Raw genomic sequence first — 25,952 nt, 5'->3', positions numbered from 1 at the left:
CCATGAAAACCATTTTTGACGAGGTATCCTACGACTGCAGTAAGCTCGTTACCCAATCCTATAGCACATCATTTTCACTGGCCACCAAAATGCTGGCTTCTTCAATACGTTCACACATCTATAATATTTATGGATTTGTTCGATTTGCCGATGAAATTGTGGATACTTTTCACAACTACGATAAGGAAACACTTTTCAATGACTTTGAACAAGCTATGGAAGATGCCATTGAAAAAAAAATCAGTCTGAATCCCATTTTGAATTCTTTTCAGCATACCTACCATGAATACGACATTCCACATCATTTAGTGGAAGCTTTTATGAGAAGTATGCGGATGGACCTTACCAAAAAGGAATACAACACCTATGAAGAGTATAAGGAATACATTTATGGTTCTGCCGATGTTGTTGGACTGATGTGCCTTTGCGTTTTTGTGGACGGAGATAAGGAAAAATATGAAGAGCTGAAGGAATCCGCCATGGCTCTTGGCTCTGCTTTTCAAAAGGTAAATTTTCTACGAGACTTAAAATCGGATTATGAACAGTTAAATCGCACCTATTTCCCGAATATTGATTTGACCCGGCTGGATGAAGTATCGAAAAAAAGAATTGTGGACGAAATAAAGGCTGACTTTGCCTTAGGGTATGCTGGTATTGCCCAATTGCCAGATCAAGCTAAATTTGGGGTATACACTGCTTATAGATATTATAAAAAACTGTTGCAAAAGTTACAGAGCACACCACCATTGGAAATAAAAAACAAACGGATTAGAGTGCCCAACTATCAAAAATTTGGCTTGTTGGCACATTCTTATCTTAACTACAAATTACAATTGGTATAAATGAAAATAGCACTTTGGATACTTATTTTCCTTGCGACATTCAGCTTCATGGAATTCATGGCCTGGTTCACCCATAAATATGTAATGCATGGTTTTTTATGGAGTTTGCACAAAGACCACCATAGAAAGGATCACGATTCTTGGTTTGAGCGAAATGATGCCTTTTTTATCTTCTACGCTGTGGTAAGTATGACATTTATAATTATTGCTACCAACACATCATTCTGGTACGGTTGGCCCATTGGTCTTGGAATTCTGGCTTATGGAATCACTTATTTTTTGGTGCATGACATTTTTATCCACCAGCGGTTTAAATTTTTTCGAAAAGCCAACAACTGGTATGCACGGGGCGTAAGAAGGGCCCATAAGATGCACCACAAGCACCTGGGCAAGGAAGATGGGGAATGTTTCGGGATGCTTTTTGTCCCCTTTAAATATTTTAAAAAATAATGCCAAAAGCCATTGTTGTTGGCGCTGGTATTGCCGGAATCGCTACTTCAATTCGATTAAAAGCGAAGAATTACGATGTTTTGGTATTGGAAGCCAATACCTACCCCGGGGGTAAGCTCCATGCAGTTGAACAAAATGGGTTTCGTTTTGATCTTGGACCTTCGTTGTTTACCATGCCCCAATTTGTTGATGAACTTTTCGAACTTCACCAAAAGAATCCAAGGGACCATTTCAACTATAAAAAAAAAGCGGTCATTTGCAATTATTTTTGGGATGATGGGACACAATTCTCTGCGTCGAGCGAACAAAGCACTTTTTCTTCTGAAGCAGCGAGGACATTTGATGAATCAAAAGAAAACATTGAAAACTATCTAAAAAACAGTAAGGAAAAATATGACTTGACAGCACCGTTGTTTCTTGAGAAATCATTGCATAAGTTGAGCACCTATCTTACCAAAGATACATTAAAGGCAATTCTTCAACTTGGAAAGCTTGACATCTACAAGTCCCTGAACGACACAAATAAAGGAACCTTTAAAAGCAAAAAACTAATCCAGTTGTTCAATCGGTTTGCCACCTACAATGGTTCATCACCCTATCAAACTCCGGGCATCATGTCGATGATTCCCCATCTGGAGATGTATTATGGCACCTTTTTCCCGAAAGGTGGTATGCACGAGATTACCAAATCGCTATATCGGCTGGCGGAGCAATTGGGAGTAGAATTCCGATTTGATGAAAAGGTGCAAAAAATACTAGTTGAAGGAGGAAATGCTAAAGGTGTCCAATCTCATAGGGAGCGATACACTTCAGATATTGTTGTGTCCAATATGGATATCTATCCAACATTCAAAGAATTACTGTCCCGCCAAAAACAACCAAAGAAGGTCTTACAGCAAGAGCGATCAAGTTCTGCCCTGATTTTTTATTGGGGTATTTCCAAACCATTTAAAGAACTCGATTTGCACAATATTTTCTTCAGTAATGACTATGAGACTGAATTTGAGCATATTTTTCATAAAAAGACCCTGTCCGATGACTCAACGGTATATATCAATATAACCAGCAAAGATGAACCCCAGGACGCCCCAGAAGGTTGCGAAAATTGGTTTGTAATGGTAAATGCTCCGGGAAATCATGGACAAGATTGGGATAAGCTAAAGGCACGGTGCAGGAAAAATATTATACACAAACTAAATAAGTGCCTCAATACTGATATTGAACAACTCATTGTTTCCGAATTCACTTTAGACCCAATAGATATTGAGAAGCACACGAGTTCGCATCGCGGTGCCCTTTACGGAGCGGCGAGCAATTCACGTTTTGCCGCTTTTTTAAGACATCCTAATTTCAGCTCAAGAATCAAGAATCTTTATTTCTGCGGTGGGTCTGTTCATCCGGGAGGTGGAATTCCGCTCTGCCTGTTATCTGCACAAATTGTCAGTGATTTAATCCCAAATATCCCGTGCAAAAATGCCATCTAAATTTCAAACTTGGTTCGCCGCTTTCATTATTTGGCTATTTCATATTTCCGCAATTGTGGGAATCACCATAGGTCATAAGGATTGGTTTTTGGAAAAAACACCTTTGAATCTTACGTTAAGTCTTTTCCTGTTCTTTTGGGTATTTCCAATGAACAATATCAAAAAGATACTTTTGTTCCTTCTGTTTTTTGCGATTGGAATGTTTGCAGAATGGCTAGGAATCAACTACGGAATACTCTTTGGAGACTATGAATACGGCAAAAGCTTGGGACCCAAACTGGATGGAGTACCATGGCTCATAGGCGGTTATTGGGGGCTGCTCGCTTTTATTACAGCCGAGATGGCAAGTTCTCTAAAGACATCACCTTGGATAAAAATGGGCCTTGGAGCTGGATTGATGGTGCTCTTGGATTTTTTTATGGAACAAAACGCTCCAAATTTTGACTTCTGGTTGTTTGACGGACATGTGCCTATCAAGAACTACATTACTTGGTTTACTATTGGTTTTTTGATGCAGTTTTTACTTTGGAGGTTCAAGGCATCAGGAAACAAGGCCATTTCATTTAATCTTTACATGGCACAGCTACTTTTCTTTGTCTACTTTTTTTTGGTTCGGGTCTAAGGAAGGCAAGGGATTCTTTCCAAACCAGGTTCCAATGGATTTATAAGGCTGAAATCTGGAAAACAGTTCTTCTTTGTACCAATCCAGTTTTCGGGTTTCCTTTATTGCGCCAACATGTGGATTTTTTTGATAGGCGAATGAGTCCAGTGCTTTGCGGTCCTTCCAAACGCTAAATGTTGCCATGTTCCTTATAGGAACTTCACCAAAACCTTTCGTGTAGAGAAGTCCACCATTCTCGAAAAGTCCCCTTTGTGATTTTGGAACGTACTTCCAAAACCTGACCAACATTTTAGTCTTTATTGTGGCTCTGGTGATTGCTACAACATAAGGATTTGAAATATCCAAGGTTTTACTTCTGCGAAAAGGGTTGCTCTCCGACCATTCTCCTCTGCTTTTCTCGTTTTTAAGATATAATGTCCATAGCTCTTCGGTGTGATGCGCATACCTCTGCATCAAATAGGATTTCGAGAAGAAGTGTTCTGCATCCTGAGCATTATCCCAAACTTGAATTAAGGCATATATGTTCCAATCGGGCAATGGACTGAAACCGTCTTTACCACTACCCCAAAGTTTGTAGAAACTCAAGCCCTTAACCTCTTTTAAGTGAGTGTGTGCGAATTGCATCATCCCGAATGCCCAAAGTTTGTTTTTAAAACCCTTGTACTTGAACAGTGAAATTGTGGTGATTTGGGACATTTATTGCTTTAAAAGCTGATTTAAAAGGTCTCTTGTAGATTTAGAATTCCAATTGGCCACACCACTTTCGGCAACCACAATCTTTCCAGATTTGCTGATAATATATGTAGTCGGTATACTTGAATGTTCAAGTTCGCCTGGAACTGCAGTAGCCTGAAAATAGACTGGCAAATCATAACCTTTCTTTTTCAAAAATGCCGATACTCTGTCAACTTTATCATTGGCCACGAAAGCAAAGGTTACTTTATCCTTGTAATCCTTATGTAATTTTTCCAAGCTGGGAAGTTCTGCAACACAAGGCGGGCACCATGTGGCCCAAAAGTTCAAAAGCACAACCTCACCCCTGCTCGATTCAAAGTTGTATCGATTGCCCTTTATATCGGCCAGTTGCCAATTGTAGTTTTCCAAAGTTTGTTGTTCCTCCACAGAAATTATATCAGCACCGGTTGCGAACAGCTTACTGACCATCACCCTAAGGTGAAAACCAACGGGCGTGAAAACAATCAGCGCTATGGCAAGAATCCAAATTGCATTGCCAATTTGTTTTTTGGAAAGCTTCATTCTTTGTTATTCTGAAATAAGGTCATCCAACAAAGCATACACTTTTTTGGAACTCCAATCAGCAATGCCTTCTTTATGGATTACAACGTTTCCATTTTTGTCAATAAGGTAGGAGGATGGCACTTCATCCACATTTATTGGCATTTTTTCACCAATGATCAAATAAGTGATGGGAAAGGTAAACCCATGCTTTTCCATAAACGCTTCTACCGGGGGTCTGTTTTCATTGGTGATGATATAAAAGTCCACCTTGTCCTTATATTGGTCGTAAAGCTCTTGTATGCTTGCTAATTCTGCTTCACAAGGTAAACGCCAAGAGGCCCAAAGATTGATGAAAACGACATTGCCCTGGGATTTTTCGAAATTAAAAAAGTTCCAATCGGCATCTTTTAATTTCCAATCATAATCCGTGATTTGGTTTCTTTCGGAAGCATCAATAACGGAAGGTGAAAATGAAAACAATCGATTCAGTGCGATTTTTCCATAATGTCCCAAGGGTGTCACAAAAAATGAAAGCACAAAAAGGATTAAAACAATGTTTAACGCGGTCTTTTTATTGATTTTCATCTTTATCGGGATTTGGAGGAACTAAAAACTCCTGATTGTTTTATCAGGAGTTTTGGTTGATTTTATGGATTTGATTATGCATTTTCTTTTTTAATCACATTCAATGCAGAACCTTCTTTAAACCATTTGATTTGTGCATCGTTGTAGGAGTGGTTCACCATTATAGTATCCTTGGAGCCATCTGCATGGACCAATTCCAAGGTCAAAGGTTTATCAGGCGTAAAAGCCTCGATATCCACAAAGTTGAAGGTATCATCCTCTTGTATCAGGTCATAATCATTTTCATTGGCAAAGGTGAGGGCCAACATTCCTTGTTTTTTAAGGTTGGTTTCATGGATTCTTGCAAAGGATTTCACCAAAACTGCCGCAACGCCCAAATGTCTTGGCTGCATGGCCGCATGCTCCCTTGAAGATCCTTCTCCATAATTATGGTCCCCGACAACAATGGTTTTTATTCCAGCCTTTTTGTACTCTCTTTGTGTGTCGGGCACGCCCCCATATTCACCTGTCAATTGATTTTTGACAAAATTGGTCTTTTTGTTGAAAGCATTTACGGCCCCAATCAAGGTATTATTGGCAATGTTGTCAAGATGTCCTCTATAACGTAACCAGGGTCCTGCCATGGAAATATGGTCTGTGGTACATTTGCCAAAAGCTTTGATGAGCAATTTCATTCCTGACAAACTTTCAGGCTTAATGGGCTCAAAGGGCTCTAAAAGCTGCAATCGTTCAGAATCTGAGGCCACAATTACCTCAACACTACTTCCATCTTTCTTAGGTGGAACGTAACCTGCATCTTCAACTGCGAATCCCTCGGGAGGGAGCTCGTAACCTCTTGGCTCATCCAACATTACTTCTTCACCATCTTCATTGATCAACTTATCAGTTACAGGATTGAAGTCCAATCGTCCTGCTATGGCAATTGCTGTGACCAGTTCGGGAGATCCCACAAAGGCCAGCGTATTTGGATTGCCATCGGCCCGTTTGGCAAAATTCCTGTTGAAGGAATGCACAATGGTATTTCTAGGTCCGTTGGCTGCCTTATCCCCATAACGGTCCCACATACCAATACAAGGACCACAAGCGTTGGCAAATACAGTTGCACCAATATTGTTAAAGGTATCTATAAAACCATCACGCTCAATAGTATATCGAACTTGTTCTGATCCTGGAGTGATGGTAAATTTCGATTTGGTCTTCAAGTTCTTGTCTGAAACCTGTTTGGCCAAGGAAGCGGCCCTAGAGATATCTTCATAGGATGAATTGGTACAGGACCCTATCAATCCAACCTCTACGTTTAGTGGCCAGTCATTTTCTTTTGCAGCTTCGCTCATTTTGGAAATTGGCGTGGACAAATCCGGTGTAAATGGCCCATTCAAATGCGGTTCCAAGGTATTTAGATCAATTTCGATTACTTGATCAAAATATTTTTCAGGATTGGCATACACTTCTGGGTCAGCGGTTAAATGTTCCTTGACCTTTAAAGCGGCGTCGGCCACATCGGCCCTGTCCGTGGCACGCAAGTATCTGTCCATGGATTCATCATATCCGAAAGTTGATGTTGTAGCACCTACTTCGGCCCCCATGTTACAAATGGTTCCTTTTCCAGTACAGGACATTGAAGTTGCTCCCTCACCAAAATATTCAATTATGGCACCTGTACCTCCCTTTACTGTCAAGATATCGGCAACTTTTAATATTACGTCTTTTGGAGCGGTCCATCCAGAAAGTGTTCCAGTAAGTTTGACTCCTATCAATTTGGGAAATTTCAGCTCCCATGCCATACCTGCCATCACATCAACAGCGTCAGCACCTCCCACACCAATGGCAACCATTCCCAAACCACCGGCATTCACCGTATGGGAATCCGTACCTATCATCATTCCACCCGGAAAAGCATAATTCTCCAATACAACTTGGTGGATAATTCCCGCACCGGGTTTCCAGAAGCCAATGCCGTATTTATTGGAAACAGATTCTAAAAAGTCGAAGACTTCGTTACTCGTCTCATTGGCTCTCTTCAAATCGGCCTCTGCCCCTACTTTTGCTTGAATGAGGTGATCGCAATGCACGGTAGTCGGAACTGCAACCTTTGGCTTTCCTGCATGCATGAACTGCAACAAGGCCATTTGTGCCGTAGCATCTTGACAAGCCACTCTATCTGGGGCAAAATCAACATAATCCTTCGCCCGGTTAAAAGATTGGGTAGGCATTCCCTCCCAAAGATGCGAATACAATATTTTTTCGGCAAGGGCCAAGGGTCTCCCCACCAATTCACGGGCCTTTTCCACACGCTCTCCCATGGTAGCGTAAACCCCTTTAATCATATCAATGTCAAACGCCATGCTGCAATTAAATTTTAAGATTTTAGTAATTGCGTAAATTTAGTAAAATACCTACGAAATAAGAATTACAATTACTAGAAAAGCTCCTAGCGATTCTCGTGCTACAAAAGCTTTGTAATTATATCATCCTCGGAGATGCCCTCGGCCTCAGCTTTGTAGTTCTTCAGGATTCTATGTCGCAAAATTCCATGCGAAATTGCCTTTACATCCTCAATATCGGGAGAAAACTTTCCATGTATAGCTGCATGGGCTTTTGCTCCCAGCACCAAATTTTGTGAAGCCCGTGGCCCTGCGCCCCAATCTACATAGGCATTGATAAAATCCAAGGATTCGTCCATGCCGGGGCGTGTTCTGTTTACCAACCTCACCGTATAGTCAACAACATTGTCCGGCACCGGAATTCTTCTTATCAAATGCTGAATAGCAATGATCTCCTCAGCGTTGAACAGAGCATGCAGTTGTGTTTCCTCATCGGTGGTCGTTGTTTTCACTACTTGTATTTCTTCTTCTATGGAAGGATATTTTAGCTCAATAGCAAACATAAAGCGGTCCAGTTGCGCTTCTGGTAATGGGTACGTTCCTTCTTGTTCAATAGGATTTTGGGTGGCCAGCACAAAATAAGGTTTGCTCAGCTGATATCTTTGTCCTGCTATGGTCACCGCCCTTTCTTGCATAGCCTCCAGCAGTGCCGCTTGGGTTTTTGGAGGGGTTCTGTTTATTTCATCCGCTAAGATGATATTGGCAAAGATGGGGCCCTTAACGAACTTAAAATTTCTGTTCTGATCTAGAACCTCACTTCCCAATATATCGCTGGGCATCAAATCAGGGGTAAACTGAATCCTTTTGAAATCCAGTCCCAAGGTTTGGGCAATGGTATTGACCATCAAAGTTTTAGCAAGCCCCGGCACACCAATCAACAGCGAGTGCCCTCCGGTGTAGATGGAAAGCAATATCTGTTCGACGACCTTTTCCTGACCTACAATGATCTTAGCAATCTCCTCTTTAAGGGCTTGGTGTTTTTTTACAAGATTTTCTACGGCTGATACATCTGACATATAACTACTCCTTTACCCAGTTATTTGCAAAATTGCAATCCCTGTTATCGGTATTTACATGGATATAGGTATCGTCAATGTGGTCGTCCATCCATTCTTTGATGGCCTTAAACTGTTTTTCGCGTAGTGCCAACTCCTGTATTTTGAGATAGTCCTTTGCAAAATCTGCCTTGTGTTCGTCAAATCTGTTGGAAATTTTCATGATCTTGAACTTGGGTGCTCCACCTCTTGGATCATCCTCGCGTATCGGCCTTGAAATCTCACCATCCTTCAAATTACGCACTTGGTTATAAAGTGTTGGATCCATTTTGGTCAGCTCAAATCTTGAATCAAAATTAATTGGGTTCCGCAGCAGTCCTCCATCGAACTTGGTCTCTTTTTCATCAGAGAAATTCAATGCGGCCTCTGCAAAGGTATACTTGCCGTCTAAAACCTGCTCCCGAATACTGTCCAGTTCTTTTACTGCTTTATCAATGGCACTCTGTGGTATCTCTGGAATCAAAAGAATGTGTCTCAAATCAACCTCTTGACCTCGAATTTTTTCTATATAAATGATGTGATATCCAAAATCTGTTTCAAACGGTTCGGATATTTCGCCTTCCTGTAAACTGAAGGCAACGTCCTTAAATTCTTTGACAAATGGCGTTTCACGGGTCATGCTATAAAAACCACCTTTTGATTTTGACCCAGGGTCTTGGGAATACAAGATAGCTTTTACGTTGAAGCTGGCGTCGTTATCCTCAACATCTTGCTTTATTTGCTTCAATCTGTCGATCACCCGTTGTTTCTCTTCTTCCGGTGCCGTTGGCTGCTTTACAATCTGTGCAATCTCAAGCTCAGCACCAAACAAAGGTCTTTCGTCTTCTGGTATTTTGCTGAAAAACTGTCGAACCTCCTCAGGGGTAACTTCTATTTCCTCAACAATCTTACTTTGCATTTTCTCAGAAAGCATTCGAAGTTTATTGATTTCGAAAAGCTCTGTGCGAAAGGTTTCGATATCGGGCTTTTTATAAAACTTCAATACTTTTTCCATGGATCCCACCTGGGCAACCAGTTGTTGAATCTGCCGGTCGCTTTGTGCATTCACTTGATCATCGGAAACCAATAGACTGTCCTGCACCGCTTGGTGGGCATACAATCGGTCTTCCATCAACTTTCCCAAAAGCCCACATCGGGTAATATCTTGGGTAGATGCCCCTTGGCTTTTAAGATCTATCAATGTTTTATCTATATCCGATTCGAGAATAACATAGTCTCCTATTACGGCCGCAATACCATCTAGCTTTATTCTTTTCGTTGTGCGGGTGGTATCTTTTTCAGGTAAAGCCTCTGCAATATCTTGGGCGCTTAATGTCCCCAAGCTAGCTAAGAGAAAAAAAATTGCTACTTTCTTACTCATTTTTTCCATAAACCTCGAATTCGTTCTTTTTTATTGCTTCATCAATGATTTCCGTTTCCAATCTTCTTGCATAATCCAATCTCCTTTTGTTCACAATCAATTGCTTAATCTCTGGTATTACATATTCAAAAGGGGCCGTATCGTTTATTTGAAGTACATTGGTGACCTTTCCCAAATATACCTCTAAGGAATCCTGCAATTCAAAAAATTGTGATTTTTTTAAGTACTGTTCTTCGTTGAGTGGGGTTAGAGGTGGTATTTCTTCCATAACCCGGGAAGCACCAACCCAAATAGAATCGTTGAAGTGTATTTTTTTGAACTGTACCGCTATGGAATCCATATATTCCTTATCCTCCTCCTTCCAATTCTTCAGTTTGGCTACTACCGCATCTTTATCCAAAAACTGCAGAGGCAAACCTACAAATCTTAACTGAACCAATTTTTCGTTGAGTTTAAAGTTCTCCTTTTCCTTTTCATAGTACCCTTTAAGTTCTTCACGGGTTACTGCGGTATCTTGGGATTGCAATACCAATGCCTCAATATAAGCCCGGGTATATAAATCCATACGATAATCGGAAACAAGGCGGTCAAACTCAGCCAATTTTTCTTCTGGTAAATTAATTTTTGATTTGGATAACAGCAATTGTTTCGAAGCCCATCTGTTTATATAGTTGGTTACGAACAATGCACTGTCTTGGGCTGACATCTCATCCCCAATAAGGGAAACAACATCTTCTTTATAAAGATAGGCATCACCAACACGTGCCAAAGGATTTTTCTCAGGCGCTTCCCTAAAAAGGGAATCACAAGAGGAGCATATAGCAATTATAATGACACCAAGCAGGTATAGGTAATTCTTTTGGAGCGAAAACATTTCGCAAAAATAACAATTACTTAAAGCCGCACAACATGGTGCCACGCTCATTAACAGATTTTTAGTAGCAAAACAAAAAAGATAATTTGCTACATTAGTGCAAAACCTGACCAAATGCAATACACTGTTGAAATATTGGTTCATCTTCCCCGTGATGAATTCGTCAAAAAGTTGGATGACCCCGAAAACATGAAACACTGGCAAAACGGGTTGTTGCAGTACGAGCATTTATCCGGTGTTCCGGGAGAGGAAGGCGCCCAGATGAGCTTGAGTTATAACATGGGTAATCGTAATGTGGATATGGTCGAGACCATTATAAAACGTAACTTCCCCCATGAACTGCACGCCTCTTATGATACGAAGGGAGTACAAAACATTCAAAAAAACTATTTTGAGGAAGTAGACGGAAAGACCCTATGGAAATCAGATAATATTTTTAAGTTTTCGAGTTTTATGATGAAGCTAATAGGAATTTTAATGCCTGGTGCCTTTAAAAAACAGACCATGAAGTATTTGAACGATTTTAAGGCCTTTGCTGAAAACGGAACCTCCGTAATGGATTCTTGATTCAAATGGAAAAGATTTTGGACCGAAAAGTTAAAATGATATGGGATTTTCGCGGCCCCACGGCCGCCCAAATGGCTCAGCACTACAAAAAACATTTGGAGGAATTTGCCATAATAGAGGAACTAAAATTCGATGATGCCGGCGTGCAACATTTTAGTGACATGCATAGCATCGCCTTTTTGGCTGTGGCCGAGTTCGAAATGAAGGAGGTCCGTGACCTTTTGAAGCCCCATCGGGGTGAATTTCTTTCTGAAACATGACAAACAATTTTATGATGCATACAAGATTCATACTATTGGTTTTGATACTCGGTATGGTTTCATGCAGCAGTGTTTCCTACAAAAATCCTTTACAAACTGCACTAAGGTCGGACAACCCCTTAATCAAAAGGGTAATGGACAACTTAAAGGCGCATGAAGTGCAAATACGCTATACCCAAATTGATGGCAAAAACGACAGCGTCATCTTCAAGGACTTTGATTTTCAAGTGAATTTCTCACATTATTTTTATCCAGCAAGCACGGTCAAATTTCCTGCCGCGGTAGCTACGCTTGAAAAGCTCAATGAAATTGATTCTCTAGATATGAACACCTGCTTCTATGTTGAAGGGGATAGTATTGAGACCACATTTGCGAAAGCTATTTCAGAAATCTTTGCAGTATCGGACAATGCAGCCAACAATCGACTTGTAGAATTTTTAGGACAGAACGAACTAAACCAACGGATGCGTAGCAAAGGAGTCCACCCAATTCGGATTGCACATAGACTTTCTGCTCCCGATGCGGACAATGTGACCACAAAACCATTGATCATATACTTGAACGACTCTACCACATTTATGAGTCATCCTATTATCAATACTCCTGTGAAACCTTTGGAAATTAAACGAGTGCATAAAGGAAGGGGGTTCTATGCCGACGATTCCTTGCATTTGGAACCTTTTGATTTCTCCTTAAAAAACTACTACCCAATTACTGCGCAGCACGCTTTGCTAAAACGCATCATCTTCCCAGAAGCTTTTCCCGAAGACCAACGTTTTGATATCAGTCCTGAACAGCGTGAGTTTTTATTGAACGCCATGCATAGGCTTCCGAAAAGTTTAGGCTACGATACGGAAGAATTTTATGATAGTTATGTAAAGTTCTTCATGTTCGGAGACGATACCGACCCAATGCCAGAGCATATTGAAATTTATAACAAAGTGGGGTACGCCTACGGAACCTTAACAGACTGCGCTTACATCAAAGACACCAAGAACAATGTAGCTTTTATGATCACTGCGACCATTTTGGTCAACAGCGATGAAGTGTTTAATGATGACGCCTACGAATATGATGAGATCGGAATTCCCTTTTTGGCACAATTGGGTAGAGAACTTTACCAAATAGAACTGAACAGAAAAAGATGAAAAAACTAGCTTTTGACGAATTCACAAAAAAGATTTATATCAAAGCTCCAATGGAAAAACTATATTGGTGTTGGGCTACCTCGGAAGGAATAAGTTCATGGTTTTTGAAGAAGGCCGAATATCAAAAAGTGGACGGCACCAAAAGAAACGCGTCAGAGAAAATTCAAAAAGGTGATCTCTATGTTTGGGAATGGCACAATTGGGATGGACAAGCCACTGGAGAGGTTCTTGAAGCAAATGGGACCGACAATTTGGTTATAACGTTTGAAGGTAACAACGTTTCCGTTTCACTGGAGAACCATGAGAGTGCTGTTCTTTTAACATTGCGACAATACAACATTCCTACAGATGATGAAAGCAAATTGAATGTTCACTATGGTTGTAGCAATGGTTGGACGTTTTGGCTGGCGAACCTTAAGGCCTATCTGGAGCACGGAATTCTTCTTAATGAAAGGGATTTCGACCTAACAGATATTCCCCTGGCCGGTTTTGAGTTTGTTAACATGTAAAAAGCACCGCAATGCGGTGCTTTTCAACATCAGAACGAACAATACTTGCTTAGTTGGGCATTACAACATCCTCAATAATATGGATTACTCCATTTGAGGCAGCAACATCGGTTTTGGAAATTTTACTCGAATTTCCTTTAGCATCCATTAAATAAATGCCATCGTCCTTCTTCATAGCAGTCAATTTCCCACCGTTCAAGGTCGTAAGTTCTGCGCTTCCATTTCCTTTCTCCAAAGCAGCAGCGACATCAGAAGCCATCAATTTTCCAGAAACTACGTGATACGTTAGGATAGCTGATAATTTTTCTTTGTTTTCTGGTTGTAGTAGTGCGTCAAGTGTTTCTGAATCAATCTTGGCAAATCCTGAATTCACTGGAGCAAATACCGTAAATGGTCCTTCACCTTTCAATGCACCTACCAAATCTGCCGCTTTCAAGGAGGTCACTAAAGTGGAAAAGTCTTCCACAGATACTGCGATATCCACAATATCATTGGTTTTTTGTGCATTTGTTTGTTGAGCGAATAAGAATACTGCACAGGTTGCGATTCCCAATAATAATTTTTTCATTTTTCTGGTTTTAATTGTTAATGATTTATTTTTTGCGCGCTTTACGTTATTATTTACACATGGTTTGGGCGTATGGATGAAGACAGGCTTTTTTTATCATATCTTTAACACTAACGATGAAGACTACTTTTGAAGACCATGAGGTAATCGCCAGTTTGCTTTCCGGCGATGACAAAGCCCTCCTTACCTTATATGACAAATATGCCGGTGCACTTTACGGGGTCATACTACGTATGTGCAGAGATGAAGCCAAAGCCCAGGATTTACTACAGGAAACATTCATCAAAATTTGGAAAAATATAGGAGGTTACGATGCATCCAAAGGTCGGTTTTATACCTGGGCCTATCGCGTCGCCCGAAATACTACATTAAATTCGATGCGTTCCAAGAAAAAGCTCATCCAAACGGAAGATTTAAGTGTATATGACACAAAAGAGGTGAATGAAGAGGAACCTGACTATGCAGCTTTAAAAGGCTCCATAAAAACCCTTGAACCGCATCATCAAGAAGCTATTGCCCTTGTGTATTATAGGGGTTACACCCATAAACAGGCACACAAGGCCATGGGAGTGCCCCTGGGCACGTTTAAATCCTATGTGAGACAAGCCTTGAAGCAATTACGGGAGACCTACAACCATAAATTGGTCTACATTTTGTTTATTTTACAATTAATGGCATGATGGATAAGAAAAGGATATTAGAAGAAGGACTTCTAGAGCTTTATCTGACCGGAGAGCTCTCAGAAGATCTGACCGCTATTGTGGAAAAAGCCCTTGGGGAGGATAAAGAACTTAAGGCACATTTTGATGTATTGGAAGCTGATTTTGAACGTATGGGAATAGAGCAAGCCATAACACCCCCCAATCTTGTGAAAACGCAATTAAAAAATGCTTTGGAACAACCGGGTATTAGGAAAATAAATTGGCTTCCATTATCCATAGCAGCTACTGTGGCACTGCTTTTCGGGCTTAGCTCCTTTTGGCTTTATGGAAAATGGCAAGATGCAGAAAGCAGTTTAAGTACCCTTCAATCCCAAACCAGTCAATTGCGGCGTCAAGTGGACAAATTAGAATCAGAATTCAGACTTACTTCCAATCATTTTAAGAGTATCAATAATCCCGATGTTATTCCTTTGGTCCTCTACGGAAACCAAAAAGCATCCAACGGAAAAGCCGTGGCCTACGTCAACCATAAAAGTCAGCAGGTGCTTGTCAACCCAAAGGGCTTACCTGCCTTGCCCAAAGATAAAACGTATCAAATGTGGAGCGATGTGGATGGGGAAATGATCAATATGGGCACTTTGCCCACTGATAGTGAGTTGGTCACTTTAAAATATATTGAAGACGCCGAATCGTTGAACATTACCATCGAACCTGCAGGGGGTAACGACCACCCGACCGTTGAAGAATTGGTATCCTACGTAATTCTGTAACGTTTTGCTCGAAAGCACTAAGCTTCTTCCGCCATTGCTTGTTCAACCTGCCAATCACTGGCCAACAGCACTTCATCAAAATCAATTCCATCAATGGGCGCCAAGGTTTCTGAAGCTTCATCCCATTCAATTTTTCGGCCCAATTTCCAAGACAAACCTGCCATGTGCGCTGAAATCGCCTCTTCAAAACCTTCTTTGATTCCACAACTTACTTTACCTCCATTTTTAATGGCACTCAGCCACTCCCGCATGTGCAAGAAAGTGGAATCGACCCTTACCCCATCAATATAGGTCCACATCAATCCCTTATCTGCAAAATATTGGGAGGTTGCCGATGAAATGGCATCGGGCACATTGGCAGCGGGGTTGTATTGGTAGATGGGAATGTGGGGCTTCATCTTTTCAGCTTCCAACATATCGGCATATCGGGTAGATGCTGCATCCGGCCATACTGTCAAATTATTGCCCAATTCCATAGAAGCATCATGGCCCATCAATATGGTAGGTCGATTGAACCCATTGCCCAAGGTGGCACTGTAGCAAAAAGTCATACCCTTCTCTTTCCCCTTGGGCTGGCTGCTTCCCGTACTGTAATTGGGAAACTCCATGTTTACCTGCAAAACGTCCGGAACATTTCTTCCGTCATTATGGGTGTATATTCCCCCCGAAGCCATAACCGAAGTGGGTATGCCCATGTTCAAAACGCAGTTCAAACGATCGTAATCATGGGTTAACAAATCCCCAGAAAGTCCTGAACCGTAGGCCCACCATTTACGCCATCTGAAAAAATGATTCTTGTTGAAAGGTACCTGTGGCGCACTGCCCAAAAATTGGTCCCAATCAATGGTTTGGGGACTCGCCTTTTCATGAATGTCATAATTCCAAGCGCCGTTGTCATCATTACGATTGGTGTTGGTCTGTATCAACGAAACATGACCCAATGTCCCTTTTTCCACAATATCCCTGGCGGTACTAAAACTCAATGTTTGTCTGTGCTGGTGGCCCACGGAAAAAACGGCTTTGGATTGATGTGCAGCATCACGCAAAGCATAGGTTTCGGAAATGGTGTGGGTCATTGGTTTTTCTACATAGACATGCACATTGTTTTTTAAAGCCTCTATGGACATCGGGGCATGCCAATGGTCAGGTGTAGCAATAACAACGGCATCCACATCCCCACTATGAATCATCTCTTTATAAGTGGTATATCGCTTGATTCTATTGTCTGGAGTAGAAAACGAATCGATAGCCCTTTCGGCACGTACATCAAAAATGTCACAAACTCCAACAATATTTACATTGAGCTTATCCTGATTCATGAAATCTTCCAATGCGCTATTATTGGGATCCTCTTCTTTTTCCAGCCGCATTTCTTCCTTCCATTCTTCGGTGGCATACCCCAAAGCCCTAGAAAGTTGTTCTCCACGTATGCCGAAACCGATAATTCCAACCCGGGTTGGTTCGCCTTCAATACCCGGCACCGTGGGAGGTAATGAGGGTTGTATGTTCAACTGTTCCAAAATTTCATACCGTTCCCTTCTGTTATTTACGGTGCTGGTGGCACCGGCCCACCAAACGGCTCCCAGTATGGGAAGTCCACCCAAACCTTTTAACAAGTCTCTTCTAGTCCATTTCATAATTCTAAATTTTGGTCAGTTCTTTTTTACGGGTAAAATAGGTAAGTCCAAATATGTGGCCCGTGGGATAATAGTAGAGTAAGACACAAACTACCAATTCAATCAGATTTTTGTTGACCAACCAGTAGTTCCCCTCCACATTAAGTTGTTGTAGCCAAGGCAAGGATGGATGTGCCAAATAATAAAGCGATAGCAGTCCGATACCGACAAGGGAGCCCATCCGCTCAAGAAATCCCGATATCAAAGTGATTCCGACCAGAAGCAATGCAACCATATTCAGGGTATCTACCCAACCGATTACAGCTTCTGCGGTCAATGTGGTAAAAATTGGTTTCAAAGGTCCTTGAGCCGATGCCAAATAACCAAAGGAAGTCCATTCTGGATTGTACATTTTTACGACGCCCTCATACAAAAAATGCCAACCAATCAAAATGCGAAGCACCACTATGGTGGCACTTACCTTTTTGCCATTAATTTCGTTGGTCATGGGAATAAAGTTTTAGATTTCCAGTTCAGAAATCAAAACTATGCCCTACACGGGAGGTGTACTATGACAAATGTCATCTTGCAAACAAACTTGCAAACTATTGATCTAAGGGAACTCCGTAGAGATCAAAATCGGAAGCTTCCATAATTTTTAGTGAAACGAAGTCACCGATTTTCACATAGTGTTTGGAAGCATCAATGAGCACCTCATTGTCCACATCCGGGGAATCAAATTCAGTCCTTCCCACAAAGTAATTGGCTTCTTTTCTATCGATGATACACCTGAAAATCTTTCCGATTTTCTCTTGGTTCAGTTCCCAAGATATCTGCGATTGAAGTTCCATAATTTCATTGGCACGCTGTTGCTTTACCTCCTCGGGCACATCGTCCTCCAAAGAAAAAGCATGGGTGTTTTCCTCGTGACTGTAGGTGAAACAGCCCAAGCGCTCAAATCGCATTTCCTTGACCCAATTTTTCAGCGTTTGGAAATCCGCTTCGGTTTCTCCTGGATAACCCACAATCAATGTGGTTCTAATGGCCATATTGGGAACGGCAGTCCTAAAATCACGGAGCAACTTGGTGGTCTTGGCCTGCGTGGTCCCCCGTCGCATACTTTTTAAAATGGAATCGGAAATATGTTGTAGCGGAATGTCGATGTAATTACAAATCTTGGGTTCTTTGCGCATCACTTCCAGGACATCCATTGGAAATCCAGTCGGAAAGGCATAGTGCAATCGTATCCATTCAATACCTTCCACTTTCACCAACGCTTGGAGCAATTCGGCCAAATTCCGCTTTTTGTAGCGATCTAAACCATAATAGGTCAAATCTTGGGCAATCAATATCAGTTCTTTGACTCCATTTGCAGCCAATTTTTGGGATTCGCTCACCAACGCTTCAATGGGTTTGCTTTTGTGCTTACCACGCATCAATGGAATGGCACAGAAAGAACAAGGTCGATCACAACCTTCGGCAATTTTCAGATACGCGTAGTTTTTTGGCGTGGTCGTTAAACGTTCACCCAAGAGTTCATGTTTGTAATCGGCTCCCAGGGCTTTTAATAGATTTGGCAAATCGCTGGTACCGAAATATGCATCAACATTGGGAATTTCTTTTTGCAAATCGGGTTTGTAGCGCTCGCTAAGGCAACCGGTTACAAAAACCTTGTCCACATCTCCGGCCTCTTTCTTTTGCACATACTCCAAAATGGTGTTTACACTCTCTTCCTTGGCATTGGCTATGAATCCGCAAGTATTGATGACGACCACATTGCCTTCCTCCTCATGGGCCACTTCTTTGTTATTGGCCCGCAACTGGCCCATGAGTACTTCGGAATCGTAGACATTCTTGCTACAACCGAGGGTAACCACATTGATTTTGTTCTTCTTGAGCGATTTTGTGCGCATGGTTCTTGAAAATGGAATGCAAAAATACGGGAAAGTTAGTTCCTAAAAGGATATTTATCTCTTGAACTCAAAATAGTGCTTAGTGTTCTTTCAAAAGAACGCTCCATTGATTGATGTTAGCTCGATTCATCCGCACAAACTCGTCCTTTCCCTCTTTTGCTGCCAATTCCTTTGATTTTTTCGCAGATTTAATGGCCGACTCGTAATCCCCAAGTTCTGCTTCCACCAAGGATTTTACACGATGAAAGTAATAAGTGTCCCCACCCAGTTCCAAAGCTTTGTTGAGATAACCCAACGCCCTTTCAAAATCCTTCTGTTGTTCTTGTAGGTAACGAGCAGCTTCATAGTAGGTCTGGGCGGTTGGGTTTTCGGTTATTTGCTTGGTAATTTCCGCATCCATTTGCTTTTCCGTGTGCACCGAAAAAGGAATAACCACTTGGGTGTTGGCCCATGTCAATTGCATTTGGAGACTATTATGGGTAATGAAATCAAACGCAATCAAAAAATTTTCTTGATGATAAGGTATTTGTTTTGGTATAACCGTAATGCGAAACAAATCTTCCGAGGGGTCATAGTTTTTTCGGCCATCGCCCCAATGGGTGGTATTGGTATGGAATGCTATTTCCCAGGTATCAGCCTTCGGAAAAGCATAAAGTGCATAGGTGCCTTTTGGTAGTACATTGCCCGTGACTTCCATCTCCGAACTAATAGTTATTTTGGTGGACTCGTTGGCACCTACCCGCCAAATACGGCCATAGGGTACCAAGTTGCCAAAAACCTCCCTGCCACGAACTGCTGGACGAGAATAGTGTACCGTTATTTTAGCCAGGCCCACTTCTTGCTCCACCGTGGCAAAGGGACTGGCTTTGGGGTGGGTGATTTGGGCTTGTGTCACCAGAAAGATTCCACAAAAAACAATGTGGATGTAGTATTTAAGAAAATTCTGCGGCATGCCTTATAACTCAAATGTGAAATGGCTTATCCCTACCTTATACGTGAACACTTCCTGTTAAATTTAAGATTTCTCAGTCACTTTGTTCCTTCGAAATGACATAATTCTTTATATCTGCGTTTCAATAAAAGAGTATTTTTTATGTCCATTATATTCCATTTTGGGTGTATATAAACGTATTTTACATCCATATAAACAAGTTGTAGCACATTACGAAAACGAAATACAAATGAATAAAATTATAATTCCTTTATTGTTATTGACCTTTGGATTTACCTCTTGTAAAAACTCTGAAAAGGAAATTGGCAAACTTGAAATTGCAAAGCAATATTACAAGGCTCTTGACAATTCTGATAGTGCTGTTATGAAAACTTTAGTGACTGATAGCCTTCTGACCAAAGAAACCGATTATGACTATGAGCAAACATTTTCAAAGAAAGAATATATTGAAGAATGGTTGAAATGGGATTCAGTATTCAATCCAACATACAAAATCCTTGAAATTGAGCAAGAAAACGAAATTGTTAAATCAACGATTTCAAAAGTGGATAAAAGAATCCTTCTTCTTCACGAAGAACCAACTGTCTGGAATGAAGTCATCCGATTTGATTCTGATAAAATAATCAGTATTGAAAGAAAGAACGTGCTTTTTAATGATAAAACTTGGGAAAGAAACAGAACTAAACTCTTAAGCTGGATTGACGAAAATCACCCGGAATTAAATGGGTTTTTGGACGGCCAAACAGAGCCTATCGCAATGAAATACCTAAAAGCGATTGAATTATATAATAACAAAAAATAACGTGCTACAACAATGGCTATAAGTAATTGCTTGTTCTCGCCTACTTCTGAAAATCCTTGTGGAATTTCAGTTTGGGTTGTACTTGTTAAGTTAGGTATTAAAGCACACAACTACTCATAGCCGAGACCGTTGGAAGACATTTAAGAAAATCATAACAACAAGAAGGTAATTTGAACGTTTATTAGCTTATGAAAAGACATAAGCTTATATTTCTTTCAATTATAATATTATTCTTTTTTGGTTGTGATAAAGATGAAAATAATCCAAAAGAATCTTTAGCAGAAAGTTTTTTATTCGAGGATGGATTTGAAACACAAAATGACTTATTAGACGAATTATTTCCTTCAAATGGTAGCAGATGGTCAAACATACAACAAACCAATCCTTCAAATGCTATCAATGAAATATCAATTTCCGATACTGAATTCAATGAGGGACAAAATGCACTTCGTGTTCTTGCTTATCAGTCAGATTCTGATTTGTCCAAAGTAGATATTGAAAAAAATGGACTAAACATAATTTCAGGTGATAAGGTTACGATCAAAGCTGATTTCTATATAGTAGGTACAGCATCTATCGAAAATTTATTACTTATTGATTTAGAATGTTGTTCTTGCTGGGACCCAACTGTTGGCGATAATTACGGTTCTGAAAATCAATGCCCTGGCGTAAGACTAATGATGTCTGGCGGAAATGATTTCCTTTCCATCGAAAGAGGAAAAATATCCGGCACCACAATGCAACAAACAAATTTTCCTTTCCCTAGAAATCAATGGGTTACAGTTCAGTGGGAAATGACTATGTCAGAAAGCGAAAATGGTTTTAACAGATTGGTTATTGATGGAACAGAGGTCATAAATGAAGTTGGAATGAATATGCCAAACGCAGAAGTTTTTAGAGATGTATTTTTAAATCAAGGAATTGATTTCACCTTACAAGAGCCGACTTTTTACGAACGTGTCCAAATTGGAGCAACAGCAAATCCTACAGCGGGAAATATCGAACTTTTTGTTGATGATTTTTCAATAAAGGTGGAATAAAAATGTGCTACGCAATATATGACCGTAATTTTGGGGGATTTCACTACCCTTCAACTCCACCCAGGGACAGGCTAAAATCCACTCGGAATTGCAAACGTCTGATTCAAACCGAAAATTAACGCATATTAACCCGTAAATGACAGTTATACGGGACCGCTATCCACTTTCAACTAAAAGCTTATTTTCTAATTAAGCTTAAAAAACGAATCCACAAACTCGTATTTATTAAAAACCTGAAGGTCTTCCAGGCCCTCCCCTACGCCAATATACTTTACTGGAATCTGGAATTGGTCGGAAATACCAATGACTACCCCGCCTTTGGCGGTCCCGTCCAATTTGGTCACCGCAAGACTGCTTACCTCGGTAGCTTTGGTAAATTGTTTGGCCTGTTCAAAGGCGTTCTGCCCTGTGGAACCATCCAATACCAGCAACACATCGTGCGGGGCATCCGGTACTACTTTTTGCATCACCCGTTTTACCTTGGCCAGTTCGTTCATCAGGTTGACCTTGTTGTGCAAACGTCCAGCGGTATCCACCAAAACCACATCGGCATTCTCCGCCACTGCAGAATTTAGCGTATCGAAAGCCACGGAAGCAGGGTCGCTGCCCATTTTTTGTTTGATGATGGGAACTTCCACACGGTCTGCCCAAACCTGTAATTGGTCTATGGCCGCCGCCCGGAAGGTATCGGCAGCACCCAGCACCACTTTCAGGCCCTGTTTTTTGAACTGGTAGGCCAATTTGCCGATGGTCGTGGTCTTCCCAACCCCATTCACGCCAACCACCATAATTACATAGGGTTTTTTGTCCGCCGGCACTACAAATTCAGCAGCTTCCCCAGTATGGGTTTCGGAAAGTAGTCCGGCTATCTCTTCCCGTAAAATGATATTGAGCTCCTCGGTTCCCAAATACTTGTCACGGGATACCCGTTCCTCGATACGTTCTATGATTTTTAAGGTGGTATCGACACCAACATCGGAAGTGACCAAAACTTCTTCCAAGTTGTCCAGTACCTCATCATCAACCTTTGATTTTCCGGCAACGGCCTTGCTCAACTTGCCAAAAAAACTGCTTTTGGATTTTTCCAATCCCTTGTCTAAGGTCTCTTTTTTGTCCTTTGAAAATATATTTTTGAATAAACTCATTGGGTGTGCATCAAACGAAATTCAAAGATAGGAAAGTAAGGGGAGTTTTGTTAAAGTTACAAGGTCATTTCGAGCGAAGCGAGAAATCTCTTTTTAGATTTTTCAGTCACCCCAATAATTATTGGGACTCCTTCGAAATGACAAGTGAACATAAAAAAAGTCGCTACTAGGCGACTTTCAATTTCGTACTAGGGAATTTGACCCTTATTTTTTGTTCAACCAGTCGTTGACCATTTCAGGGGGCATTACAGATTCTACAAAAGTGTATGCACCCGATTTGGGAGATTTGACCATTTTTATGGCCTTGGTCAATCTTTTTGATGATGATTGAAGGGTTGCTACCGTTTTCTTTGCCATGGCTTATCTATTTCTTTGGGTTTTACCTGCGGTAAATCCGATTTATTTAATTTCTTTATGTACAGTCATACGTTTAAGAATGGGATTGAATTTTTTTATCTCCATCCTATCAGGCGTATTTTTTTTATTCTTGGTGGTTATGTACCTTGAAGTTCCTGGCATACCAGAATCTTTGTGCTCTGTACATTCCAAAATGACCTGAATTCTATTTCCTTTCTTTGCCATTGTATCGTGCTTAAACTACTTATTTCTTGGAATTGATTTCCTTCAATACAGCAGAGATTCCTTTCTTGTTGATGATTTTCAATCCTCTTGTGGAAACGTTCAACGTAACCCAACGATCTTCTTCGGGAACGTAAAATCTCTTTTTAGAGATATTGGCGTCGAACCTTCTCTTTGTTTTATTGATAGAGAAGGAAACGTTGTTGCCGAACATCACCTTCTTTCCTGTAACTTCACAAACTTTAGACATCTCCCTAACTTTTGAGTGATTTTATTGAGGCTGCAAATTTATAGCTTTTGACTGGACGGACAAAATTCTTTTTCAGAAATTTAATATTTCCTTTACAAGCAGCTCCAACGCTTTGTTCACAGATTTTTGTACAATACGCTCTCTGTGGTTTCCCATGGCAAAATGTTCGGCAAAAGTACGTTCTGGGGTACTGATGGCTAGGAACACGGAACCAATTTCTTCATCGGAATCTCCCTTGGTGGGACCCGCATTGCCCGTGGCGGCAATGGCAAAATCGGTATCCAGAATTTGTCGTGCATTTTTAGCCATGGCCATGGCCACAGCCTCACTGACCACGGAATGCTTGGCAATCACTTCTTCGGGAACTCCCAATAGTTTTGTCTTGGTTTCCGTTGCATAACTGACCACACTGCCTTTAAAGTATTTGGATGCTCCAGGAATGGAGGTCAATTGCTCTGCAATTCTCCCCCCTGTAAAACTTTCAGCGGTAGCCAAGGTCCTATTTTTTTGGGTAAGCAATTTGGCTATCTGGTTTTCTAGGGATTCATCTTCTTCTTCACCATAAATGATGTCCCCAATTAAAGGATGTAATTTCTTGGTTTCTTCCGCCAAACCTTTCAACAATACCTCCTTGTCAGTTCCGCGCGCAGTAAGCCGCAATCTTACTCTTCCTAAATTGGGTAAATAAGCCAGTTTGATAAAAGGCGGCAAATTATCTTCCCAGTCCTCAATCTTATTTGCTATGGCACTTTCTCCCAGACCATAGGTCATGATGGTTTTGTGTAAAATGTAGGGGCGTTCATATTCCTTTATAATCTTTGGGAGCACAGAACCTGTCAACAGCTTTTTCATTTCGTAAGGTACTCCTGGAAGAAAAACAAAGGCGGTTTGGTCCTTTTTCATCCAGAGTCCCGGTGCTGTGCCAAATCCATTATGTAACAACTCTGCCTTGGAAGGCACCATGGCCTGCTTTCTATTGAGGTCCGATATGGGTGTCGAAATATATTTTTCAAAAAGTTCTTCAATATGGGCGAGAATAGTATCATTCTGGACCAATTTGTCTTCAAAATACTCACAGAGAGTAGGTTTGGTGACATCATCTTTGGTGGGACCCAATCCACCAGTAACAATAACTACCGAAGAACGCGTTTTAGCAGCCTCGAGAGCATCCAGAATGTGTTCGCGATCATCTTGAATGGAAGTTATTTGGTAGACAGAAACTCCTATTTTGTTCAATTCCTTGGCAATGTAGGCAGAATTGGAGTCCACAATTTGACCAATGAGAATTTCATCTCCAATGGTTATTATTTCTGCCTGCATTTATAGGTCAAAATCTTTTTTGAGCTCGGAAATCACTTGATGCACATCTGTTTTGAGCAGGGGAAATTGTTCTCTGATGGCTTCCATACTGGCTTGTGTTTTACCCATGGTCTCAATATCCAAAGCCCGGGCCCTGGTATGCTCCATGCCCAACAAGTCTACATTGGGCTTTATTTTGTGCGCCAATTTGTATATGTTTTCATAGTCTTCTGCTGCAACGGCATTTTCAAGACTTTCTAAATCTTCAGGGACTTCATCCAAGAAAACAGAAATTACCGAGATTACAAAATCTTGGTCTCCTTCTGCCATTTCATTGATTTTGTCGAGGTTGTAAATCATTATTTTACCATTAATTCAAAAAGCTGCTCCCCCTCAAGTGTTCCAGAAAGGTAGTCATTTGGGGCAACTTTACCAACACCTGCGGGCGTGCCTGTGAACAATATATCCCCTTTTTTCAGCATAAAATAGGTAGAAACATGGGCAATAAGCTCGTCTATCTTCCACAACATCAAGGAGGTATTGCCCTCTTGCACCTTTTTGCCATTTTTTATTAAAGAAAAATTGAGGTTGTCAACGCTTTCGTACAGTATTTTTGGCTTCCACCTACCTATCACTGCTGCGCCATCAAATCCTTTGGCTTTTTCCCAGGGCAATCCTTTTTCCTTTAGCTTGGATTGCAGGTCCCGAGCCGTAAAATCTATTCCAAGGCCGATTTCGTCATAATATTTATGGGCAAATTCTTTGGCGATGTGCTTACCCACTTTTTTTATCTTCACCAACACTTCTACCTCATAATGCACATCCTCGGAGAATTCTGGAATGTAAAAGTCTTGTTCTTTGGGCAAGACCGCAGAATCTGGCTTGATAAAAACCACAGGTTCACTGGGCCTTTCATTTTTCAACTCATCAATATGCGCAGCATAGTTTCTGCCAATACAAATCAACTTCATGGGTTT

At 41.0% G+C, this 25,952-nt stretch carries 31 protein-coding genes; 12 read left to right on the top strand and 19 right to left on the bottom strand.

Going from position 1 to position 25,952, the window contains the following annotated elements:
* Window positions 1-2 precede the first annotated feature (2 nt).
* Genes GTQ34_RS15520 through GTQ34_RS15505 form a run of 4 tightly spaced genes read left to right on the top strand, consistent with a single transcriptional unit; the run spans window position 3 to window position 3,398 of the window.
* A complete protein-coding gene (locus GTQ34_RS15520) occupies window positions 3-842 on the top strand; it encodes a phytoene/squalene synthase family protein (RefSeq protein ID WP_166524720.1) in 840 nt (279 codons plus the stop codon).
* A complete protein-coding gene (locus GTQ34_RS15515) occupies window positions 843-1,292 on the top strand; it encodes a sterol desaturase family protein (RefSeq protein WP_166524719.1) in 450 nt (149 codons plus the stop codon). It begins immediately after the preceding gene.
* Entirely contained in the window at window positions 1,292-2,776 is a 1,485-nt protein-coding gene (crtD, locus tag GTQ34_RS15510) for a 1-hydroxycarotenoid 3,4-desaturase CrtD (protein ID WP_208103911.1), read from the top strand. Before GTQ34_RS15515 ends, crtD begins: the two co-directional genes overlap by 1 nt.
* Window positions 2,766-3,398, top strand: coding sequence for a carotenoid biosynthesis protein (locus tag GTQ34_RS15505; protein WP_166524718.1), 633 nt, complete (start codon window positions 2,766-2,768; stop codon window positions 3,396-3,398). The genes crtD and GTQ34_RS15505 overlap by 11 nt, the downstream gene beginning before the upstream one ends.
* Here the strand turns inward: GTQ34_RS15505 and GTQ34_RS15500 are convergent.
* From GTQ34_RS15500 to GTQ34_RS15470, 7 genes are all read right to left on the bottom strand, one after another.
* Window positions 3,360-4,094, bottom strand: coding sequence for a DUF3291 domain-containing protein (locus tag GTQ34_RS15500; RefSeq protein WP_166524717.1), 735 nt, complete (start codon window positions 4,092-4,094; stop codon window positions 3,360-3,362). The genes GTQ34_RS15505 and GTQ34_RS15500 overlap by 39 nt on opposite strands.
* A complete protein-coding gene (locus GTQ34_RS15495) occupies window positions 4,095-4,655 on the bottom strand; it encodes a TlpA family protein disulfide reductase (protein ID WP_166524716.1) in 561 nt (186 codons plus the stop codon).
* A gap of 6 nt (window positions 4,656-4,661) precedes the next feature.
* Entirely contained in the window at window positions 4,662-5,222 is a 561-nt protein-coding gene (locus GTQ34_RS15490; protein ID WP_166524715.1) for a TlpA family protein disulfide reductase, read from the bottom strand.
* Window positions 5,223-5,296: 74 nt separating this feature from the next.
* Window positions 5,297-7,567 (bottom strand): aconitate hydratase, encoded by a 2,271-nt coding sequence (locus GTQ34_RS15485; RefSeq protein WP_166524714.1) that lies wholly within the window; start codon window positions 7,565-7,567, stop codon window positions 5,297-5,299.
* Between the two features lie 101 nt (window positions 7,568-7,668).
* On the bottom strand, window positions 7,669-8,622 hold the full coding sequence (locus GTQ34_RS15480) for an AAA family ATPase (RefSeq protein ID WP_166524713.1): 954 nt from the start codon (window positions 8,620-8,622) through the stop codon (window positions 7,669-7,671).
* Between the two features lie 4 nt (window positions 8,623-8,626).
* A complete protein-coding gene (locus tag GTQ34_RS15475) occupies window positions 8,627-10,021 on the bottom strand; it encodes a peptidylprolyl isomerase (RefSeq protein WP_235915063.1) in 1,395 nt (464 codons plus the stop codon).
* Entirely contained in the window at window positions 10,014-10,895 is an 882-nt protein-coding gene (locus GTQ34_RS15470; protein ID WP_166524711.1) for a peptidyl-prolyl cis-trans isomerase, read from the bottom strand. The genes GTQ34_RS15475 and GTQ34_RS15470 overlap by 8 nt, the downstream gene beginning before the upstream one ends.
* 114 nt (window positions 10,896-11,009) lie before the next feature.
* Here GTQ34_RS15470 and GTQ34_RS15465 point away from each other — a divergent pair, with 114 nt between their 5' ends.
* From GTQ34_RS15465 to GTQ34_RS15450, 4 genes are read left to right on the top strand one after another with little or no spacing between them, the layout of a single operon-like run.
* Window positions 11,010-11,462: an SRPBCC family protein gene (locus GTQ34_RS15465; protein ID WP_166524710.1), complete on the top strand. Its 453-nt coding sequence runs from the start codon at window positions 11,010-11,012 to the stop codon at window positions 11,460-11,462.
* Between the two features lie 5 nt (window positions 11,463-11,467).
* Window positions 11,468-11,722 (top strand): hypothetical protein, encoded by a 255-nt coding sequence (locus GTQ34_RS15460; RefSeq protein WP_166524709.1) that lies wholly within the window; start codon window positions 11,468-11,470, stop codon window positions 11,720-11,722.
* A gap of 14 nt (window positions 11,723-11,736) precedes the next feature.
* On the top strand, window positions 11,737-12,870 hold the full coding sequence (locus GTQ34_RS15455; protein WP_166524708.1) for a serine hydrolase: 1,134 nt from the start codon (window positions 11,737-11,739) through the stop codon (window positions 12,868-12,870).
* On the top strand, window positions 12,867-13,379 hold the full coding sequence (locus GTQ34_RS15450) for an SRPBCC family protein (protein ID WP_166524707.1): 513 nt from the start codon (window positions 12,867-12,869) through the stop codon (window positions 13,377-13,379). Before GTQ34_RS15455 ends, GTQ34_RS15450 begins: the two co-directional genes overlap by 4 nt.
* A 49-nt stretch (window positions 13,380-13,428) precedes the next feature.
* Here GTQ34_RS15450 and GTQ34_RS15445 read toward each other — a convergent pair whose 3' ends face one another.
* The gene (locus tag GTQ34_RS15445) at window positions 13,429-13,947 is read right to left on the bottom strand and encodes a fasciclin domain-containing protein (RefSeq protein ID WP_208103910.1); all 519 of its coding nucleotides are present in this window, start codon (window positions 13,945-13,947) and stop codon (window positions 13,429-13,431) included.
* Window positions 13,948-14,063: 116 nt separating this feature from the next.
* Between GTQ34_RS15445 and GTQ34_RS15440 the strand changes: the two genes are divergently transcribed.
* Both GTQ34_RS15440 and GTQ34_RS15435 read left to right on the top strand, forming a co-directional pair.
* Window positions 14,064-14,627, top strand: a complete 564-nt coding sequence (locus GTQ34_RS15440) for an RNA polymerase sigma factor (protein ID WP_166524706.1) — start codon at window positions 14,064-14,066, stop codon at window positions 14,625-14,627.
* Window positions 14,627-15,379, top strand: a complete 753-nt coding sequence (locus tag GTQ34_RS15435) for an anti-sigma factor (protein WP_166524705.1) — start codon at window positions 14,627-14,629, stop codon at window positions 15,377-15,379. Before GTQ34_RS15440 ends, GTQ34_RS15435 begins: the two co-directional genes overlap by 1 nt.
* A 17-nt stretch (window positions 15,380-15,396) precedes the next feature.
* On the opposite strand, the gene GTQ34_RS15430 is transcribed toward GTQ34_RS15435, so the two are convergent.
* The 4 genes from GTQ34_RS15430 to GTQ34_RS15415 form a co-directional block, all read right to left on the bottom strand.
* On the bottom strand, window positions 15,397-17,016 hold the full coding sequence (locus GTQ34_RS15430) for a Gfo/Idh/MocA family protein (RefSeq protein WP_166524704.1): 1,620 nt from the start codon (window positions 17,014-17,016) through the stop codon (window positions 15,397-15,399).
* 4 nt (window positions 17,017-17,020) lie between these two features.
* The gene (locus tag GTQ34_RS15425; RefSeq protein ID WP_166524703.1) at window positions 17,021-17,503 is read right to left on the bottom strand and encodes a DoxX family membrane protein; all 483 of its coding nucleotides are present in this window, start codon (window positions 17,501-17,503) and stop codon (window positions 17,021-17,023) included.
* Between the two features lie 97 nt (window positions 17,504-17,600).
* Window positions 17,601-18,908 (bottom strand): 30S ribosomal protein S12 methylthiotransferase RimO, encoded by a 1,308-nt coding sequence (gene rimO, locus GTQ34_RS15420; protein WP_166524702.1) that lies wholly within the window; start codon window positions 18,906-18,908, stop codon window positions 17,601-17,603.
* Window positions 18,909-18,987: 79 nt separating this feature from the next.
* Window positions 18,988-19,860 carry a DUF2911 domain-containing protein gene (locus tag GTQ34_RS15415; RefSeq protein WP_166524701.1) on the bottom strand — a complete coding sequence of 291 codons (873 nt, stop codon included), beginning with the start codon at window positions 19,858-19,860 and terminating at the stop codon, window positions 18,988-18,990.
* Window positions 19,861-20,089: 229 nt separating this feature from the next.
* On the opposite strand from GTQ34_RS15415, the gene GTQ34_RS15410 reads away from it, so the two are divergent.
* Window positions 20,090-20,662 carry a hypothetical protein gene (locus tag GTQ34_RS15410; RefSeq protein WP_166524700.1) on the top strand — a complete coding sequence of 191 codons (573 nt, stop codon included), beginning with the start codon at window positions 20,090-20,092 and terminating at the stop codon, window positions 20,660-20,662.
* A gap of 188 nt (window positions 20,663-20,850) precedes the next feature.
* Window positions 20,851-21,702: a hypothetical protein gene (locus GTQ34_RS15405; RefSeq protein ID WP_166524699.1), complete on the top strand. Its 852-nt coding sequence runs from the start codon at window positions 20,851-20,853 to the stop codon at window positions 21,700-21,702.
* A 185-nt stretch (window positions 21,703-21,887) separates the two neighbouring features.
* On the opposite strand, the gene ftsY is transcribed toward GTQ34_RS15405, so the two are convergent.
* From ftsY to GTQ34_RS15370, 7 genes are all read right to left on the bottom strand, one after another.
* On the bottom strand, window positions 21,888-22,847 hold the full coding sequence (gene ftsY / locus GTQ34_RS15400; RefSeq protein ID WP_166524698.1) for a signal recognition particle-docking protein FtsY: 960 nt from the start codon (window positions 22,845-22,847) through the stop codon (window positions 21,888-21,890).
* A 204-nt stretch (window positions 22,848-23,051) separates the two neighbouring features.
* Window positions 23,052-23,204, bottom strand: a complete 153-nt coding sequence (locus GTQ34_RS15395; protein WP_166524697.1) for a DUF4295 domain-containing protein — start codon at window positions 23,202-23,204, stop codon at window positions 23,052-23,054.
* A gap of 42 nt (window positions 23,205-23,246) precedes the next feature.
* On the bottom strand, window positions 23,247-23,429 hold the full coding sequence (gene rpmG, locus GTQ34_RS15390; protein WP_136468368.1) for a 50S ribosomal protein L33: 183 nt from the start codon (window positions 23,427-23,429) through the stop codon (window positions 23,247-23,249).
* A 19-nt stretch (window positions 23,430-23,448) separates the two neighbouring features.
* Window positions 23,449-23,676 (bottom strand): 50S ribosomal protein L28, encoded by a 228-nt coding sequence (rpmB, locus tag GTQ34_RS15385; RefSeq protein ID WP_036383210.1) that lies wholly within the window; start codon window positions 23,674-23,676, stop codon window positions 23,449-23,451.
* A 72-nt stretch (window positions 23,677-23,748) separates the two neighbouring features.
* The gene (locus GTQ34_RS15380) at window positions 23,749-24,996 is read right to left on the bottom strand and encodes a competence/damage-inducible protein A (RefSeq protein ID WP_166524696.1); all 1,248 of its coding nucleotides are present in this window, start codon (window positions 24,994-24,996) and stop codon (window positions 23,749-23,751) included.
* A complete protein-coding gene (locus GTQ34_RS15375) occupies window positions 24,997-25,335 on the bottom strand; it encodes an Hpt domain-containing protein (protein WP_166524695.1) in 339 nt (112 codons plus the stop codon).
* Complete coding sequence (locus GTQ34_RS15370; RefSeq protein ID WP_166524694.1) at window positions 25,335-25,946, bottom strand: fumarylacetoacetate hydrolase family protein; 612 nt, start codon at window positions 25,944-25,946, stop codon at window positions 25,335-25,337. Before GTQ34_RS15370 ends, GTQ34_RS15375 begins: the two co-directional genes overlap by 1 nt.
* Window positions 25,947-25,952 lie beyond the last annotated feature (6 nt).

Source organism: Flagellimonas ochracea, assembly GCF_009903685.1.
GTDB lineage: Bacteria > Bacteroidota > Bacteroidia > Flavobacteriales > Flavobacteriaceae > Flagellimonas > Flagellimonas ochracea.
This window is presented reverse-complemented; position numbering and strand designations above follow the sequence as displayed.